This window comes from Nocardia sp. NPDC056064 (assembly GCF_042266925.1).
Classification (GTDB): Bacteria; Actinomycetota; Actinomycetes; order Mycobacteriales; family Mycobacteriaceae; genus Nocardia.
The window spans coordinates 4,135,178-4,152,876 of sequence record NZ_JBHJWO010000001.1 but is presented as its reverse complement, the minus strand read 5'-3'; the positions used below and the strand labels follow the sequence as shown (position 1 = coordinate 4,152,876).

Annotated in this window: 11 protein-coding genes; 3 read left to right on the top strand and 8 right to left on the bottom strand. The window is 69.6% G+C overall.

The genetic code is table 11. From position 1 onward, the window contains the following. Positions 1 to 3 precede the first annotated feature (3 nt). From ACFC06_RS19215 to ACFC06_RS19190, 6 genes are all read right to left on the bottom strand, one after another. A complete protein-coding gene (locus ACFC06_RS19215; protein WP_375932760.1) occupies positions 4 to 3,540 on the bottom strand; it encodes a protein kinase in 3,537 nt (1,178 codons plus the stop codon). 158 nt (positions 3,541 to 3,698) lie between these two features. Continuing rightward, positions 3,699 to 4,052, bottom strand: coding sequence for a hypothetical protein (locus ACFC06_RS19210; RefSeq protein ID WP_375932757.1), 354 nt, complete (start codon positions 4,050 to 4,052; stop codon positions 3,699 to 3,701). A 1-nt stretch (position 4,053) separates the two neighbouring features. Beyond that, positions 4,054 to 4,512, bottom strand: coding sequence for a hypothetical protein (locus tag ACFC06_RS19205; protein ID WP_375932754.1), 459 nt, complete (start codon positions 4,510 to 4,512; stop codon positions 4,054 to 4,056). 186 nt (positions 4,513 to 4,698) lie between these two features. Further along, complete coding sequence (locus tag ACFC06_RS19200) at positions 4,699 to 6,849, bottom strand: 3-hydroxyacyl-CoA dehydrogenase NAD-binding domain-containing protein (RefSeq protein WP_375932751.1); 2,151 nt, start codon at positions 6,847 to 6,849, stop codon at positions 4,699 to 4,701. A gap of 39 nt (positions 6,850 to 6,888) precedes the next feature. Next, positions 6,889 to 8,103 carry an acetyl-CoA C-acetyltransferase gene (locus ACFC06_RS19195; protein WP_375932748.1) on the bottom strand — a complete coding sequence of 405 codons (1,215 nt, stop codon included), beginning with the start codon at positions 8,101 to 8,103 and terminating at the stop codon, positions 6,889 to 6,891. A 189-nt stretch (positions 8,104 to 8,292) separates the two neighbouring features. Beyond that, a complete protein-coding gene (locus ACFC06_RS19190; RefSeq protein ID WP_375932745.1) occupies positions 8,293 to 11,073 on the bottom strand; it encodes a DNA polymerase III subunit gamma and tau in 2,781 nt (926 codons plus the stop codon). Positions 11,074 to 11,513: 440 nt separating this feature from the next. On the opposite strand from ACFC06_RS19190, the gene ACFC06_RS19185 reads away from it, so the two are divergent. Then, positions 11,514 to 12,338 carry a hypothetical protein gene (locus ACFC06_RS19185; RefSeq protein WP_375932742.1) on the top strand — a complete coding sequence of 275 codons (825 nt, stop codon included), beginning with the start codon at positions 11,514 to 11,516 and terminating at the stop codon, positions 12,336 to 12,338. Between the two features lie 77 nt (positions 12,339 to 12,415). Beyond that, complete coding sequence (locus tag ACFC06_RS19180) at positions 12,416 to 13,705, top strand: ammonium transporter (protein WP_375932739.1); 1,290 nt, start codon at positions 12,416 to 12,418, stop codon at positions 13,703 to 13,705. A gap of 3 nt (positions 13,706 to 13,708) precedes the next feature. On the opposite strand, the gene ACFC06_RS19175 is transcribed toward ACFC06_RS19180, so the two are convergent. After that, positions 13,709 to 14,785, bottom strand: coding sequence for a neutral zinc metallopeptidase (locus tag ACFC06_RS19175; protein WP_375932737.1), 1,077 nt, complete (start codon positions 14,783 to 14,785; stop codon positions 13,709 to 13,711). An 80-nt stretch (positions 14,786 to 14,865) separates the two neighbouring features. Then, entirely contained in the window at positions 14,866 to 15,777 is a 912-nt protein-coding gene (locus ACFC06_RS19170; protein ID WP_375932734.1) for a neutral zinc metallopeptidase, read from the bottom strand. A 284-nt stretch (positions 15,778 to 16,061) separates the two neighbouring features. Here ACFC06_RS19170 and ACFC06_RS19165 point away from each other — a divergent pair, with 284 nt between their 5' ends. Beyond that, positions 16,062 to 17,687, top strand: coding sequence for a DUF2207 family protein (locus ACFC06_RS19165; RefSeq protein WP_375932731.1), 1,626 nt, complete (start codon positions 16,062 to 16,064; stop codon positions 17,685 to 17,687). Positions 17,688 to 17,699: the final 12 nt, after the last annotated feature.

Here is a 17,699-nt window from a genome sequence, read left to right as displayed (position 1 = left end):
CGGTCACAGCAGTTCGTCGAGGAAGTGCCCCGGTAGCTCGGTGAGGATCGGGTGCTGGTTGCCGTCGTGCGATTGCGTGCGCAGCACGTGCAGCAGGCCGACCACACCCGGTCCGGCATCGAGCAGGGGCCTGGTCCAGCCCAGCTCGGCGCAGGTGTTGAGCACCGGCAGCACCAGGCCGGTGGCCTCGCCGATCCAGCCCGCAGCGGCCAGCGTCTCGGCCAGCAGCAGGGTGGCGTCGAGTTCGGCGCGGGGTCTGCCCTGGTCGAGCATCCGGGAGTAGAGGGCGCGGGCGTGCCGGGCGGCGCGGTCGTCGGCGCGCAGGCGCTGCTGGGCCAGCAGTTCGCGGATCTGGGCGATCTCCCCGGCTTCGGCGATGAGCACCGCGGCGCCCGACTTGCGGCGCGAGCCGTTGCCGGACGGGGGCGCGGTGAAGCGGTCGACATCCTCGCCGACCGGCAGACCCAGACGCGACCGTTCGGCGCGCACCTGCGCGTCGAGGCGGGCCAGGCCGTTGCTCGCGGCCAGCCGGGCGCCCTCGTCGAGCCGGGCCGCGGCGGTGTACTGGTCGCCGAGCGCGGCCTTCACCCTGGCCCCGATGACGAAGGTCGCGACCAGGAAATCCACCGGACCGACCCGGGTGACCAGCTCGTGGCTCTCGTCGAGCAGCCGGTCGGCCAGGTCCAGGTCACCGCGCCGATAGGCCAGTTCGCCCAGCAGCGCGGCCGCCACCCGCGCCGCGTCCGAACGCGGACCGGCGCGGTCGCGCGCGGTGTCGTAGGCCCGTTCGAAACAGTCCGTGGCGGTGGCGATATCGAGCTGTTCGTAGGCCGCGTCGCCGCGGGCACACAGGCCGAAGACGGGACCGAGCGGGTCCTTGGACACGGCGTGGTATTCCTCGGCCCAGTCCTGCATCTCGGTCACGCCCGCGAAGTCGAACTCGCACAGCCGCACGAACGAGATCAGGTTGGCGGCGGTGGAGACCACCCAGGCGGGCAGCTCGGCGGGGTTGTCCAGGCAGGCGGTGAGGCGGTCGGCGACCTCGGCGGTGTCGTCGTGGGCCACCCGGTCGGCGGCGTCGAGAACCGCTGCCGCGCACCGTTGCTGAGCCAGTTCCGGTTCCGAGGCACCGCGGGCGAGCAGGTTGGACAGCCTGCCCAGCGCGGAACGCGCCGTCCCGGTCTGCTGCAGGTTCATGTTCGCCCTGGCCACGGCCATCAGCAGCTTGGACCGCGAAGTCACCTGCTGCACCGGCAGTTTCGAGACACTGCCGAGCAGGGTCGCCAGCCGGGAGCCGTCGATCAGGTCCATGCCGCCGCTTTCGAGCAGGTCGGCGGCGAGCTTGAGATCGGTGGCCGCCAGCGCGTGATCGACCGACTTGCGCAGCAGTTGATGCTCGGCGAACCAGCGAGCCGCCTTGCGGTGCAGCACCTTCGAGCGGCCGGGGTGCACGCGGTCGAGCCGGGCCCGCAGATGCTCGGCGAACAGCGGCTGCATCCGGAACCACTCCGGGTCGTGCTCGATGCGGCGCAGGAACAGTTCGCGCTGCTCGGCCTGTTCCAGCAGCGCGGCGCCGTCGGGCACGTCGGCCAGGACCGCGGCCAGCGGGCCGTTGATCCGCTCGACCACCGAGATGGCCATCAGGAATTCCAGCAGCTCCGGGTCCATGCTGTCGAGCACGTTCTCGGCCAGGTACTCGCGCATGCCGTGCCCGCCCTCGGCCAGCGAGCCGAGCAGCTGGGCCGGGTCGCCCTTGCCGCGCAGGGTCAGACTCACCAGCTGGATCGCGGCGGGCCAGCCCTCGGTGGCCGCGTGGATCTGCTCGATCTGCTCGTCGGTGAGCGCGAAACCGTTGCGCTCCACCAGGATCTGGCGGGTCTCGGCCTCGGTGAGCCGCAGTTGCGCGGCGCCGAGCTCGACCAGTTCGTCGCGCACCCGCATCCGGCTGATCGGCAGCCCGGACTGATCGCGGCTGGTCACCACGAAACGCACGTGGTGACAGCCCTTGTCGAGCAGCGCGGCCATGGCGTGGTGCACGCCCGCGTCGCGCACCCGGTGCCAGTCGTCCACCACGACCACCACCGGGCGGTCGCTGGCGTGGATCTCGTCGATCAGGGTGGCGATCACGAAGGCGACGGCGTCGGCGGGCCGTTCCTCGAGCACCTGTTCGAGTCCGGCGCCGACATCGGGACGGACCCGGCGGATGGCCTGGATGAGATGGCCGAGGAACCAGATCTCGTTGTCGTCGTCGTGGTCGATGCCGAGCCAGGCCACCGGGATGTCGCGGGCGACGAGGTCGGCGCGCCACTGCGCGGCCACGGTGCTCTTGCCGAAGCCCGCCGGGGCGTGCACCAGGGCGAGGATGCGGTTGCCGCCCGCGCGCAGCACGTCGAGCAGCCGCTGGCGGGGGAAGGGCTCGCGGGCCGGGGTGGGCGGGCGGAACTTGGTGGCGGCGGTCGGCGGCAGGGTGGTGCTGGTACGCATCGGGACCGAGGAGCCCACCGCCGGTCGCAAGGTCAGCGGCCAACTGCGGCGCGCGGTGACGGCCCGCAGCGTTTCCGGGGTGTGCTCGGCCGGTTCCTCGGTGCCGAGCAGGGCCATCTCGTCGGGCAGCTGGTCGTGGGCGCGCTGCACCTCGCGCAGGAGTTCGCCGAATTCCGCGGCGGAGGCGGGGCGGTCGGCCGGGTCGGGTGACATGGCGCGTTCGATGACGGCGGCCACGTCGTCGGGGATGTCCTGGGCGCGCAGGTCGGGGACGTTCTGGGTGGTGATCCGCAGGAACTGGGCGACCACCTTCTCCCCCGCCTGCCGTTCGAAGGCGGCGTGGCCGGTGAGCAGGGCGAACAGGGTGGCGCCGAGGCCGTAGATATCAGACTGCACGGTCGGTTCATTGCCCTTGAGCACCTCGGGCGCGGTGAACGCGGGTGAGCCGGTGATCATGCTGCTCGAGGTCTGGAAGCCGCCCGGGATGCGGGCGATACCGAAATCGGTGAGCTGCGGTTCGCCGTAGTCGCTGATCAGCACGTTCGCCGGTTTCACATCGCGGTGCAGGATGTGCGCGCGATGCGCCGACTCGATCGCCGCGGCCAGTTTCACCCCGGCGCGCAGGGTGTCCGACCAGGTCAGCGGGCCGGTGTCGTGGATGAGCCGCTCCAGCGAGCCGCGCGCGAAATACGGCATGACGATCAGCGGCAGCCCGGTCGGCGTGGCGTCGACCTGCAGGATGTCGACGATGTTCGGGTGGCCAGAGAGCCTGCCCATGGCCTGTTCCTCGCGCAGGAACCGCTCCCGGCTCTCCACATCGATCTCGGTGGACAGCACCTTCACCGCCACCACCCGGTCCAGCGCGGGCTGCCTGGCCCGGTACACCACGCCGAACCCGCCGCGCCCGATCTCCACCGCCCCGGTCAGTCCCATGGCGTCCAGCTCGGCGATCACCGCCTCGTCCGGTTCCCCCGGCGCCTTCGCCCGCTGGGTGCTGCCACCCACCGGCGACGACTCCGACGGCCCCGGCTGCATTCGGGTCGGTTCCGGATCCATGTGACCACCCCTCGAATCGACGGCGGCACCGGCGTGTGTCTACATATCCAAGCTAGCGCGATCCGGCATCCATCGGGTGGAGATTCGGTACTGCGGCGGCGTCGGTTGACATGACGATTGCCGCGCAACGCTTCTGGCTCGGCACCACCGCAACGGACTCACTCCGTCTGCTTCGGATGTCCCGGACCTGCGACGACAATCCATACGATACGAGCATCAGCATCTGGGCAATACCAAATCCGGCCACCACCGGTGACCTCGTACTGCCACTGATCGAGGGTCGCCCCGCCGATGACGTGGGTCGACAGTGCCCCTTTGAGTTGGGCCTGGCGGGAGTGGTTTTCCGGTTTGGTCGGCCGCTCGGTCAGCACGATCCATGCCTCCCATGTGCTGGCGCGAGCCGACCGGCACAACTCCTCCCAGCCCTTGGCCGCAACGGTGGTCGCGAACCGCGCTTCCCACATTCCGGGCCTGCCAGGAGGCGCGACGCGATCACCACGTTTCGGCGACACGCTAGTCCACCTCCGGTTCCGGCACACGACCGAAGTCGGTGTCGATTGGCTCCGACAGCTGTTCAACCAGTCGGGGATCGGTATAGATCTGTGCCGTGGTGCGCCAATCGCGCACCGTGCGGTGAAGCAACGACCACTCACCGAGTTCGGCGGAGGCTTGGAAAGCTCTCGCGAACTCCTTCACGAACAGCACCTGCTCTGTTTTGGGCAACAGATCGATCCACGGGAACTCATCGATCAACGCGGCCGCGGCGATATCGGCCGGCAGATGCGCCAGCACATTCCGCAGGGCACGCGCTGCAGCGATCGCACCGTCGGACTGGCCTTGCACGCGATCCTCGCGCATGAGCAACAACGCCGCGCCATCACGACGTCGTACTCGAACGTCGCCTTGATCGGCGAGCTGCGCGATCAGTTTGGGGTCGCGCTGTAGTTCGCTCCACTGCACTTCAGTCACCATGCCGCTTACCTCAGCCATCCGGGGCAGTTTTCTGAATTTTTTCAGAATTCATGTCACTGTAGGCCGGGCTGCCGTTACGCGCAACAGTGCGTAACACCGCGCAACAGGAATCACGAAGGCCCCGCCTCGCGACTGCGAGACGGGGCCGTTCGTGCTGATCAGCGCCGTGTGGGCGCTGTCAGTGACTTACTTGCGCAGCGAGGCCGGGACCTCGAAGCGGGGGCCGAACTTCGCGGCCAGCTCGTCGGCGCGGGCCACGAAGGCCTCCTGGCCGCCGGGGTAGCCCACGATGAACTGGTGCACGCCGCCGGTCCAGGCCGGGAAGCCGATGCCGAAGATCGAGCCGATGTTCGCGTCCTGGGTGCTGGTGAGCACGCCTTCGTCGAAGCACTTCTGGGTCTCGATGGCCTCGGCGAACATCATCCGGTCCTTGAGGTCCTGGAAGGTGTAGCCCTCCGGGAGCTCACGGCTGGTGTTGTAGAGCGAACGCAGCTCTTCCCACAGGCCGGTGGCCTTGCCGTCGACGTAGTCGTAGAAGCCCGCGCCGCCGGCCTTGCCCTTGCGGTCGTACTTGCCGACCAGGGTGTCGAGGACCTCGGCGGTCTTCGCGGCGGCGGCGTTGAGCTCGCCACCGGAAGCGAGGATGGCCTCGGCGGTCTCCTTGTAGATCTTCTGCATGGTGGTGAAGTTCAGCTCGTCGCTGAGCTTCAGCGGCGCGGCCGGGTAGCCCGCCTGCAGACCGGCCTGCTCGACGGTGGCCGGGTCGACACCCTCGGCGACCAGCGCGATGGCCTCGTTGATGAAGGTGCCGATCACGCGCGAGGTGAAGAAGCCACGGCTGTCGTTGACGACGATCGGGGTCTTCTTGATGGCGAGGGTGTAGTCGTACACCCGGGCCAGCGCCTCGTCGGAGGTCTTCTCGCCCTTGATGATCTCCACCAGCGGCATCTTGTCCACGGGGGAGAAGAAGTGGATACCGATGAAGTCCTCGGAACGCTTCACACCGTCGGCCAGCAGGGTGATCGGCAGGGTGGAGGTGTTCGAGCCGAGCAGCGCGTCGGCGTCGACGATGTCCTCGATCTCCTGGAAGACCTTGTTCTTGAGCTCGGGGTTCTCGAACACGGCCTCGATCACGAAGTCGACGCCCTTGAAGTCGGCGGCGTCCGCGGTCGGGGTGATGCGGGCCAGCAGCGCGTCGGACTTCTCCTGGGTGGTCTTGCCACGGGAGAGGGCCTTGGCCTCGATGGCCTCCGAGTACGCCTTGCCCTTCTGGGCGGCCTCGAGCTTGACGTCCTTGAGGACGACCTCGTAGCCGGCCTTGGCCGAGACGTAGGCGATGCCCGCGCCCATCATGCCGGCGCCGACGACGCCGATCTTCTTGATCTCACGCTTGGGCACGTCCTTGGGACGCGAGCCACCACCGTTGATGTGGTTGAGGTCGAAGAAGAACGCCTGGATCATGTTCTTGGCGACCGGACCGGTCAGCAGGCTCGTGAAGTAACGGCCCTCGATGGTCAGCGCGTTGTCGATGTCGACCTGCGCGCCCTCGACCGCCGCGGCCATGATGGCGCGCGGGGCGGGCATGTTGGTGCCCTTGATCTGCTTGCGCAGGTTGGCCGGGAACGCGGGCAGGTTCGCCGCGAAGGCCGGGGTGGACGGGGTGCCACCGGGGATCTTGAAGCCCTTCTTGTCCCACGGCTGGGCAGCCTCGGGGTTGGCCGCGATCCACGCCTTGGCGGCGGGCAGCAGCTCCTCGACCGAGGAGACGACCTCGTTGATCAGGCCGATTTCCTTGGCCTTGGTGACGCGGTGACGCTGACCCTGCAGCAGCACCTGCATCAGCGCGCCCTGCAGACCGAGCATGCGCACGGTGCGGGTCACGCCGCCGCCACCGGGCAGCAGGCCCAGCGACACCTCGGGCAGGCCGATGGCCGAACCCTTGACGTCGGCCGCGACACGGTAGTGGGTCGCCAGCGCGATCTCGAGGCCACCGCCGAGGGCGGCACCGTTGATGGCGGCCACGACCGGCTTGCCGAGCTGCTCGAGGCGACGCAGCGGGGCCTTGACGCCCTCGAGCATCTTGACGACCTCGGCCGCGTCGTCCGGGCCGACCTCGAGCATGTTCTTCAGGTCGCCGCCGGCGAAGAAGGTCTTCTTGCCGGAGGTGATGACGACACCGGTGATGTCGTCCTTCTCCGCCTCCAGGCGGTCCACGGTCGCGGCCATCGAGGTGATGTACGCGTCGTTCATGGTGTTGGCGCCCTGGCTGGGGTCGTCGATGGTGAGGACGACCACGCCGTCGGCGTCCTTCTCCCAGCCGATGATGTTGTCAGTCATAGTTTTTCGTTCTCTCCTATGAGAAGTGTCGGCCGGGGATCAGACGCGCTCGATGATGGTGGCAACACCCATGCCGCCACCGATGCACAGGGTGACCAGGCCGTAGCGCGCGTTGCGGCGCTCCAGCTCGTCGACCACGGTGCCGGTGATCATGGCGCCGGTGGCGCCCAGCGGGTGGCCCATCGCGATGGCGCCGCCGTTGACGTTGAGCTTCTCGTCCGGGACGTTGAGGTCCTTCTGGAACTTCAGCACCACGGAGGCGAACGCCTCGTTGATCTCGACGAGGTCCATGTCCTCGATGGTCAGCCCGGCGCGGTCCAGGGCCTTCTTCGCGGCCGGGGTGGGGCCGGTCAGCATGATGGTCGAGTCGGCACCGGAGGTGGCGGTCGAGACGATGCGCGCCTTCGGGGTCAGGCCCGAGTTCTTGCCCGCTTCCTCGGAACCGATCAGCACCAGGGCGGCGCCGTCGACGATGCCCGAGCTGTTGCCACCGTGGTGGACGTGGTTGATCTTCTCGATGTAGGTGTACTTCTGCAGCGCGACGGCGTCGAAGCCACCCAGCTCGCCGATGCCGGCGAAGGAGGGGTTCAGCTTGCCCAGGTCGGCGGCGGTGGTGCCGGGACGCATGTGCTCGTCGTTGTCGAGCACGACCAGGCCGTTGATGTCCTTGACCGGGACGATCGACTTGGCGAAGTAGCCGCCGGTGGTGGCCTTGGCGGCCAGCTCCTGCGAACGCACGGCGTAGGCGTCGACGTCATCGCGGGAGAAGCCCTCGATGGTGGCGATCAGGTCGGCCGAGATGCCCTGCGGCACGAAGTAGCCGTCGTAGTTGGTGGCCGGGTCCAGCGCCCAGGCGCCGCCGTCGGAGCCCATCGGCACGCGCGACATGGACTCGACGCCACCGGCGATGACGAGGTCGTCGAAGCCGGAGCGAACCTTCTGCGCAGCCAGGTTCACAGCCTCGAGGCCGGAGGCACAGAAGCGGTTGAGCTGGAAGCCACCGACGGTGTCGGGCAGGCCCGCGGTGGTCACCGCGACGCGGGCGATGTCCATGCCCTGGTCACCGACCGGGGTGACGACGCCCAGGATCAGGTCCGAGATCTGGTCCTCGTCGAGGTTGGGGAAGCGGCCACGCAGCTCCTGGATCAGACCAACAGTCAGATCGATCGGCTTGACCGAGTGCAGCGAGCCGTTCTTCTTGCCGCGGCCGCGCGGAGTGCGGATGGCCTCGTAGATGTAGGCCTCTGTGGTCATATCGGAGTGTTTCCTTCCTTGGGGTGCGGTGGCCGCACGAACGCCACGACCAGCTGTCTCGACGCCGTACAAATCCCGGCAAGCACCAGCGGAGCATAGAACCATGCCCATCCGGTGTTCCCGGCCACCCGTTCATACTACCGTGGTGTGCGAACTCCGGTTAACTTAACGTGGTCTGACGGGTGGCTGTCAACCATCCAGACTCTTGGCTCCGAGCTCGTTGCGCAGCAACGCCAGGGCGACCTCGTCCGGGTCCTGCCGGTCGCCCGGGGCCACCGGCACCGCGGCCGCGGCCAGCATCTCCTGCTCCTCCTCCGGCGTGGGCGGGGCCAGCGCGGCATCGGCCCGCCCGGAATCGCCGCCCGAGCGGGGGGTCTGCGCGCCGTAGCCCTCGTCCGGACCCGGGTCGTCGGGCAGGTCGGGGAAGTCCGGCGGCGGGATGTCGTCATCGGCCGGACGCGCCGAACCACCCGCCGACTGCCCACCCTTGGCCTGGCTCGGCCGCGAGAACCTGGGCCGCGCGGCGGGCTTGTTCTCCCCCGCCGCCCCGCGCGCGGCCTGGGCCTTGGCCTGCGGCGCCGGACGCGGCGCGGGCGCCCCGGTCTCCCAGCGCACACCCAGCTCACGCCCGAGCACCGCCCGCACCGCCGACCGCACCGCCTCGATATTGCGCGGATCGGACAACCGCTGCGCCAACGGCGGGCTCTGATGCGCGAACACGATCACGTCCCCGTCGACCCGCGACACCGCCGCCCCCGACAACAACGCCTGCAACGTCGGCCCGAACTCCCGCACCTTCGCCTTGATCTCCGGCCACGCGGCATCGACCACGGCCACCAGGTCCTCAGCGGGCGCGGTGACCTGCGGTTCCGGCGCCTGCGGCTCCGGGCGCGGACGTGAATCAGCCTGCGGCTGCGGCGCCGACCGGGGCTCCGGCTGCGGTTCGGGTCGAGACTGCGGCGCCGACTGGCGTTCCGGCTGCGGTTCCGGCCGCGACTGCGGCGCCGACTGAGCCTCGGGCACCTGCTGCGGTTCAGGCCGCGGCTGCGACTCCGGTTGAGTCCGCGGCGCCGACTGCGACTGCGGAGCCTGTGCCTGCGGTTCAGCGTGCGGCTGCGGTGCCTGCGCCTGCGGCAGAGAGTCGGACTGCGACGAAACAGCAGACGCGACAGCAGTATCCGGTTCGGGTTCCGGCTGCGGTCGCGCCGGGGCAGCGGGTGCACCCGGCGCGACGGGAGAAGCGTCGGCGACCTGACCGGCCGCGGCTGCTGCCGATGCGGCGGTCGAGGCCGCGGGCGCAGCGGCATCGGGCCCCGCTGACGCAGGCGCGGAAGTTGGGGCGTCAGGCTGCGGTGTGGCCTCTGGAGCTGGGCCGACGTTCTGCGGCACAGACGCGGGCGCAGGACCTGGGCCGCCAGATGGGGGTGCCGACGCAGACGGCGTGGGAACCGCAGACGCGGGCGGCGTTGCCGCTGGGCCCGCAGGCTCGGCGGGAACAGGGCTCAAGGGCGCCGGTTCGACCGAGCTATCCGGAGCCGGGCCGGCCGCAGGCGAGCCGGCCGGGGACGGTTCGACGGGAGCCGGGCCGGCCGCAGGCGAGCCGGCCGGGGACGGTTCGACGGGAGCCGGGCCGGCGGGGGCGGGCTTCGCGGGGGCTGCGGCCGCTTCCTTTTCGGCGCGGGCGGCGGCGAGGAGTTCGGCGCCGCGGCGGCGGTTGCCGCCGGTGGACGGGGCGGCGGGCGGCTGGTCGACGGGTTGACCGGCCTCGGAGGACGAGTCGGCAGGGGCCGGGCGAGGCGCGGAAGGGACAGCGCCGGTGGCGAATCCGCGTTCCAGGCGTTCGAGCCGTTGGAGGGTGGCGGACTCGGTGTCGGAGACCGAGGGCAACAGCATGCGGGCGCAGATGACCTCGAGCAGGAGGCGGGGGGCGGTGGCGCCGCGCATTTCGCCGAGGCCCTCGTGGAGGAGTTCGGCGTAGCGGGTGAGGGTGCCGGGGCCGAGGCGTTCGGCCTGCTCACGCATGCGTTCGAGGACGTCGCCGGGGCCGGAGACCAGGCCGCGGTCGGCGGCGTCGGGGACCGCGCGCAGCAGGATCAGGTCGCGCAGGCGTTCGAGCAGGTCGACGGCGAAGCGGCGCGGATCGTGGCCTGCTTCCATGACGCTGTCGATGGTGCCGAACAGGGCGGCGCCGTCGTCGGCGGCCAGCGCGTCGATGGCGTTGTCGATCAGCGCGACATCGGTGACGCCCAGCAACGCGACCGCGCGCGGATAGGTGACACCGTCGGGCCCGGCCCCGGCCAGCAGCTGGTCGAGCACGCTCAGACTGTCGCGCGGGGAACCCCCACCGGCCCGGATGACCAGCGGATACACCGCCTCCTCGACCGGAACGCTCTCCTGCTCGCAGATCTTGCCGAGCAGCCCGCGCATGGTGGCCGGGGGCAGCAGCCGGAACGGGTAGTGGTGGGTGCGCGAGCGGATGGTGGGCAGCACCTTGTCCGGCTCGGTGGTGGCGAAGATGAAGATCAGGTGGGCGGGTGGCTCCTCGACGATCTTGAGCAGCGCGTTGAACCCGGCCGTGGTGACCATGTGCGCCTCGTCGACGATGAACACGCGATAGCGCGACTCGGCGGGCGCGTAGAAGGCACGATCGCGCAGCTCACGGGTGTCGTCGACACCACCGTGGCTGGCCGCGTCGAGCTCGATGACGTCGAGATTGCCCGCGCCGCCCGGCCCGAGCGCCACACACGAGGAGCACACGCCACACGGTGTCGAGGTCGGCCCCTCCACACAATTGAGCGAGCGCGCGAGAATACGCGCCGAGGACGTCTTACCGCAGCCACGCGGCCCGGAGAACAGATACGCGTGACTGATCCGTCCGGTGTCCAGCGCTGTACTCAGCGGGTCGGTGACATGCTCCTGACCCACTACCTCAGCGAACGTCGCCGGTCGATACTTCCGGTACAGAGCCACGGCCAAAGGCTACCGACTGGGTCCGACACGAGGGCGGGCGGCCGAGACCTGTTCCCCTCACCCGAGCCGCTGCCAGAAAACGTGACATGAATCACATATGCACTCCGCGTCAGGAGATGTCCGAGAAAACCTGGCCGCCGAGGCGCAACAGCTGAGCAATCGCGTGTCGACGGCGAGCAGGACACCATACGAAACAGCAATCAAACCTGGTTATCACGCACAGGCAGACCTGTTCCCCGATTACGACCCACATTCTGGAGGTAACGAAACAGTCAATCGTCGTGACAGCGGCGCAAGTGGCTGGCTACCGTTGTCCTCGGCAACTTCGGTGGCCAAACCTTCATCAGGTTGGTGACCCCGGCCGGTCCCTCATCCCGACCGGGGCACAACCTTCACGCACCGTATCGCTCCCCCACCGCCGACCGGAGGAACGTTTCACCGTGCTGTCGTGTGATGACATCGCAGCCGCCTGGCTCGCCCACACCGACTTCGCAGGCGATCACGCCGCGGTCGGCCTGCTGAGCCGGGCGATCAGCCCCCAGGACTTCGACATCAAACGCGATTCGCTGCCCGTCGCCGCCGCGGCGGACCCGGCGACCGCGGCCGCCATCCTGCAACTGCTCGAACGCGGGCAGGTGCCGACGATGGCCGCCATCCGCACCCTCACCGCGCAGAACGAGATGCGCCGCGAGGCCGAGCGGATCGAACGGCTGGGCCGGCGCGCCCAGCGCAGCATCGACGAGTTCGGCCGCATCCTGGCCCGCCTCACCGCGGCGCACTGGGCCGAGCACGGCATCGGCCCCACCAGGCGCGATGTGCTGGCCGACCCCGCGATCACCGACCTGATCACCGAACGGGTCGGCGAGATCGCGCCCTCGGCGGTCAAGCATCTGTGGCTCATCGAGCGCGCGCAGCGGGCGGGCTGGATCGCCTCCAACGCGAGTCCGGGTTCGCTGTGCCCGGCCCGACGCTGGCACACGACCAAATACGGCAACCGGGTCTCGCAGAAGCCGGTCAACACCATCGGGAAACTGGTCGCCGGTTTCGTCGTGGAGCACACCGCCACCAAGGGCAGACCGCCGAGCTGGGCGGTGCTCTCGCGTGACGCGCGCGACGATCGCGGCCGCCGCGTGTTCTTCGACGTGGCCGACGCGCACGCCCAGCGCCGCTGGCTCACCACCGCCGAATGGCTGGCCGACAGCGATGACCTGCCGCTTCCCGGCCGCCGGGGCGCCAAGGCGCTGGCGAAGGAAAACCGCGCCTAGACCCCCTCCGCTCCCCGGTGTATCGGTGAGTATTCGGTAATTTCCTCGCAACGCATTCACGCGTGAAAGGAGTTACCGTGCCCGCAACGATCGATCCCGCGGCCACCGCCTGGCTACTCGCGGCCACCGCCATGGTGCTGTTGATGACGCCGGCGCTGGCCATCTTCTACGGCGGGATGGTGCGCTCCACCGGCGTGCTGAACATGCTGATGATGAGCTTCATCGCGATCCCGCTGGTCACCGTGGTGTGGATCATCGCGGGTTACAGCCTGGCCTTCGGTGACGACGCGGGCGGCGGCCTGATCGGCGACCTCGGCCACGCGGGCCTGGCCGGGATCAACCCGGATTCGGTGCGCGGCACCATTCCCGAGCTGCTGTTCGTCACCTTCCAGCTCACCTTCGCGATCCTCACCGCCGCGCTGGTCTCCGGCGCCATCGCCGACCGCGCCAAGTTCGCGGGCTGGATGGCCTTCGTGCCGCTGTGGACGCTGGCGGTCTACGCGCCGATCGCGCACTGGGTGTGGGGCCCCGACGGCTGGCTGCTGAACTTCGGCGCCCTGGACTACGCGGGCGGCCTGGTGGTCGAGATCGCCTCCGGCGCCTCGGCGCTGGCGCTGGCCCTGGTGCTCGGCCCGCGCATCGGCTTCAATATCGACGCGATGCGCCCGCACAACCTGCCGTTCGTGCTGCTCGGCGCCGGTCTGCTGTGGTTCGGCTGGTTCGGGTTCAACGCCGGTTCGGCACTCGGCGCCACCGGCACCGCGGCCGCGGTCTTCCTCAACACCCTGATCGCGGGCAGCCTGGGCATGCTCGGCTGGCTGATCGTCGAGCAGATCCGCGACGGCAGGCCGACGACCTTCGGCGCGGCCTCGGGCGTGGTGGCCGGTCTGGTCGCGATCACCCCGTCCTGCGGCGTGACCAACACCTTCGGCGCGGTGATCGTCGGCCTGGCGGCCGGTGTGGTGTGTTCCTTCGCGGTCGGCTGGAAACATCGTGCGGGCTATGACGATTCGCTCGATGTGGTCGGCGTGCACTTCGTCGGCGGCATCGTGGGCACGGTGCTGATCGGTCTGCTCGCCACCCAGGTGATGACCGGCGGCGTGAACGGGCTGTTCTACGGCGGCGGATTCGCCCAGCTGGGCAAGCAGATCCTGGCGGTGCTGGTGGTCGCGGCGTATGCCTTCGTGGTGTCGTTCGCGCTGGGCAAGGGCATCGACAAGATCATCGGTTTCCGGGTGAGCAAGGAGGACGAGACCTCCGGTATCGACTTCGCCCTGCACGCCGAGACCGCGTATGCCGAAGGCGTGCACGGCACTTCACCGCGCCGCTTCGGCGAGGGGCACTACGGTCAGGGCCGCCCGCACTGAGCCTCAGCTGACCTCGTCGGCCGGGGCCAGCCAGGTGTTGCACTCGAAATTGCGGTTCTTGGTGTAGCCGTGGTTGTACCAGTTGCCGTTGTGTTCGGGGGTGCCGTGATCGCGGTGGCGGCCGTTGCCGTCACCGCGCTGGTAGTGGTTCTTGATCGCCGAGGAGCCCTCCTGCGGCGTGTAGGAACCACCGGCTTCGGCCGAGCCGATGAACATCCCGCCGAAGCAGCTGGCCTGCAACTCCATCCGGCGCGAGGCCTCCAGCCCACCGGCGGACATGGTGCCCTGCTCGCGACGCTGGTTCGACGCCGCCTGCAACAGGCCGGTCAGACCCTGGATGTGGTGGCCGTACTCGTGCGCGTAGATCGACAGCGCCTCCATCGGCGGGAACGGCGTGCGGTAGTTGAGCAGCTCGCCCGTCGACATGTAGATCGTGGCGGACGCGCTGCAGTAGAAGGCGTCGCTCGAGGCGCTGCCACATGGTGAGGACAGCTGTGACTTGTCCTCGGCGACAACCAGTCCGGGGCTGCTGAACGGCAGGTTCGCCGCCGCCAGATTGGGCCGCCACATGTCGTCGAGGCAGGTCGCGGCCGCGGCGAAGAAGGCGCGCGCGGTCGCGGCGTCGGTGGCCCAGCGGGGCAGGTCGCAGTCCAGGTTGGTCAGGCCCCAGTCGTCGTCGCGGAACAGTGGGTGCTGACCGAGCGCGATCACCGGCTGCGGGCCTGCGGGTTTGGTGGTGGTCGGCGCGGTGGTGCGCACACTCGTCGTGGTCCGGGTGGTGGTGACCGGATTCGTCGTCGGCGCGGGCGAAAACGAGGGGGTGTAGGTGAAACTCGGTGGGGTCGTCCGCGCGACGTTGTCGGTGGACTGCTCCGACACTCCGACCGCCACCAGCAGCGCCCCGACGACACCGATCACGACCAGGATCGACAGCACCGCACCGAGCACGCCCGATCCACCACGACGCGGCGGCGGCCGATAGCCCTGCGGCGCATAGCCGTACGGCGGCGGCAACGGGCGGCCGTACGGCGCGACCGGACGGCCATAGGGCGGCGGAGCCGGACGGCCGTACGGCGGCATCGGCCTGCCATAGGGCCCGGGGTGACCCGGCGGCGGACAGTAGCCGTACGGCGGGCCACCGTACGGTCCCGGCGGACCGGTCAACTCACATCACTCGCACTGGCGATGAAGGTGTTGCACTGCGCGGTGAGATTGCGGTCCAGTCCGGCTTCGAACCACTGCCCGCCGTGCTCGGAGGTGCCGTGATCGCGCATGTCACCGGGGCCGTCACCGCGCCCGTAGGCGTCCTTGGTGGCGAGGGTGACCTGGCTCGCGGTGAGCGAATTGCCGCCCTTGGACGAGGCGATGAACATGCCGTCGAAGCAGTTGGCCTGCAACTCGACCCGGCGCGAGAGCTCGAGGCCCTTGTCCGAGCGGGCGCCCACGTCGACGCGTTCGCTGTTGGCCTTGCGCAGGATGCCGGACTGGGCCTGGATGTGATGGCCGTACTCGTGGGCGAACACCGAGAGGTAGACGACCCAGTTGTCCTTGAACATGTCGGTCTGCAACTGGCTGATCGGCATGTAGATGGTCTTGTTGGCCGCGCAGTAGAAAGCGGCGAAGTTGCTGGTCGAGCCGGTGCACGGGGTGGTGATGCCCGCGGTGGTCGCGGTGACGCTGAGCTTGGGCGACTCGAAGGGCAGATCGTTGTTCGTCAGCAACGGCTTCCACGCCGCGTCCAGGCAGGTGGCGGCCGATTCGAAGAACGCGCGCGCCTTGTCCACCTGGGTGCCCCACGGCGAGTAGTCGCAGGAGGCGGGCACCAGCGAGCCGTTGGCGTCGAGGAGCAGCGGGTTGTCGCCGGTCTTGGCGGGGGCGCTGCCGGGCTCGGGCGAATAGGTGGTGCTCGGCTTCGGGCCGACGGCCACCGAGCCGATATCGATGCCGTTGCGCACGGCATAGCGCACCAGAATGCTGACCACCGCGATGATGACCACCAGCAGCAACGAGACGAAACGGCCGCCACCTTTGCGCGGTGGCGGCGTCGGCCTGCCCGGCGGACCGTAGGGCATCGGCGGTGGCCGATACCCCGGCGGCGGGCCGTAGGAGGCGGGGCGCGGCGCATAACCCTGTGGCTGTTGATAACCCGGCTGATATCCCGGCGGCGGACCGTAGCCCGGTTGCGGGCGGTATCCCGGGGGCGGTCCATAGCCGGGAGGCGGCGGAACCCGACGTCCACCAGGCCCTGCCGGGCCATATCCGTACGGTGGTTGGGTCACGTCCCCCGTACCCCCTCGTCTAGTTCGTCGCCGACAGCCGCTGACGCAGGATAGCAAGCTGTCTAGAGTAAGCAGCCATGCTGACTTTTCGGGGGGGCGCCGCAGGCGCGCTGCTACTCGCTTCGGCGGGTCTGCTCGCGGCCGCGCCGGTAGCCCACACGGAGCCCGCGCCCGCCGGTGTCACGATCACCGCCGACCTCACCCTCACCGAGGACGGTGTGCTCCGCGTCACCGAGACCGTCGGTGTCCCCGCCGACGGCAGTTTCACGATGTCGCTGCCGCTGCGCGTGCAGATCGACGACGACGTGGAGCGCGTCTTCAAGGTCACCGATGTCACCGCGACCGGCGCCGGTACCGCGACCACGGCCAATGATCAATTCGTGGTCGAGGCGAAGCCGGGTGAATCCACGTTCACCTACTCGGTGCACAACACCGTCGCCGACGCGCCGGGCACCCAGGTATTCCATTGGCTCGGCGTCCTCAACGCCGATATCGCCGCGCTCGATGTCTCGGTGATCAGCCCCAGCTATCAAATGGGCATCGTCGACTGCAAACTCGGCCCGGCGGGCAACGCGCGCCCGTGCGCCGATGTGCACACCGAACCCGACGGTGTGCTGTATCTGACCCAGACCGATCTGCGCAAGGGTGACGCGATCGACCTCACCTTGCAGATGCCCCCCGGCACCGTGCCCGCCAACGCCGACGTGCGCGACGGCAGCGCCGCCGGTCCGTTCTCGTTCACCGCACCGGTTTTCGCCGCCTTCGGCGCGCTGCTGGCGGCGCTGGCCGCGATGATCGGCTACGTCCTGTTCGCCCGCAAGCGCGCGGCCCAGGCCGTCGCGGGCAACGACACCTTCGAACCGCTCACCCAGCAGGGCGGCCGGGTCGACTTCACCACCCCCGACGGCGTGCTGCCCGGCGAGGCGGGCCTGCTGCTCGACGAACAGGTCGATCCGGTCGACATCGCCGCCACCGTGGTGGATCTCGCGGTCCGCCGCTACCTGTGGATCGCGCCGGTGAACGCGCGCGGCGAGGACGACTGGCGGATCAGCCGCGTCAACGCGCCCGACGACCAGCTGCGCGACTACGAGCGCGTCGTCTACGACATGCTGCTGCCCGAGGGCACCGACACCGTCGCCGTGCGTGAACTGCGCGCGCCCGGACGCGTAGAGCTGGAACCGATCCGGGCCGCCATGCGCGCCGACGCCGTTGCCACCGGCGCCTTCGCCGACCCGAAGCAGCGGGCGCTGCCGCGCTGGATCGGCGCCGCCCTCATCGCGGTCGGCGCGGTGACCACCGTGGCGCTGGCGCTGACCTCCGGGCACGCGCTGGTCGGCGTCGCCATCGCGCTGGCGGGCGGGGCGGCGATGCTGCTGCCCAACTATCTGCCCACGCGCACCACCTTCGGCGACACCACCGTCGGCCGCATCCGCGCCATGCAGCGCGGCCTGGATGCCGTTGCGCGTCAGCAGATCCCGCCGATCGATCAGGAGACGGTGTTCTCCCGCGCCCTGCCCTACACGGTGATCAGCGGCCGCGCCGACAACTGGGTGCGCACCTTCCGCGACATGGACCCGTCGGCCGATTCGCAGCCGGGCCTGTACTGGTTCGCCGGCTACGACCGCGACCGCGATCTGCACCGCTTCGCGTCGCAGTTCCCGTTCTTCATCACCGCCTTGGAAGGCGCGTTCAACCCGAGGTGAACCGCCCCCGTC

What these genes read in the sequence shown, in the direction of transcription:
- ACFC06_RS19200 (WP_375932751.1), bottom strand. Translation starts at nt 6,849, where the DNA reads ATGACTGACAACATCATCGGCTGGGAGAAGGACGCCGACGGCGTGGTC.
- ACFC06_RS19175 (WP_375932737.1), bottom strand. Translation starts at nt 14,785, where the DNA reads ATGCCGCCGTACGGCCGTCCGGCTCCGCCGCCCTATGGCCGTCCGGTC.
- ACFC06_RS19205 (WP_375932754.1), bottom strand. Translation starts at nt 4,512, where the DNA reads ATGGTGACTGAAGTGCAGTGGAGCGAACTACAGCGCGACCCCAAACTG.
- ACFC06_RS19165 (WP_375932731.1), top strand. Translation starts at nt 16,062, where the DNA reads ATGCTGACTTTTCGGGGGGGCGCCGCAGGCGCGCTGCTACTCGCTTCG.
- ACFC06_RS19215 (WP_375932760.1), bottom strand. Translation starts at nt 3,540, where the DNA reads ATGGATCCGGAACCGACCCGAATGCAGCCGGGGCCGTCGGAGTCGTCG.
- ACFC06_RS19170 (WP_375932734.1), bottom strand. Translation starts at nt 15,777, where the DNA reads ATGCCCTACGGTCCGCCGGGCAGGCCGACGCCGCCACCGCGCAAAGGT.
- ACFC06_RS19195 (WP_375932748.1), bottom strand. Translation starts at nt 8,103, where the DNA reads ATGACCACAGAGGCCTACATCTACGAGGCCATCCGCACTCCGCGCGGC.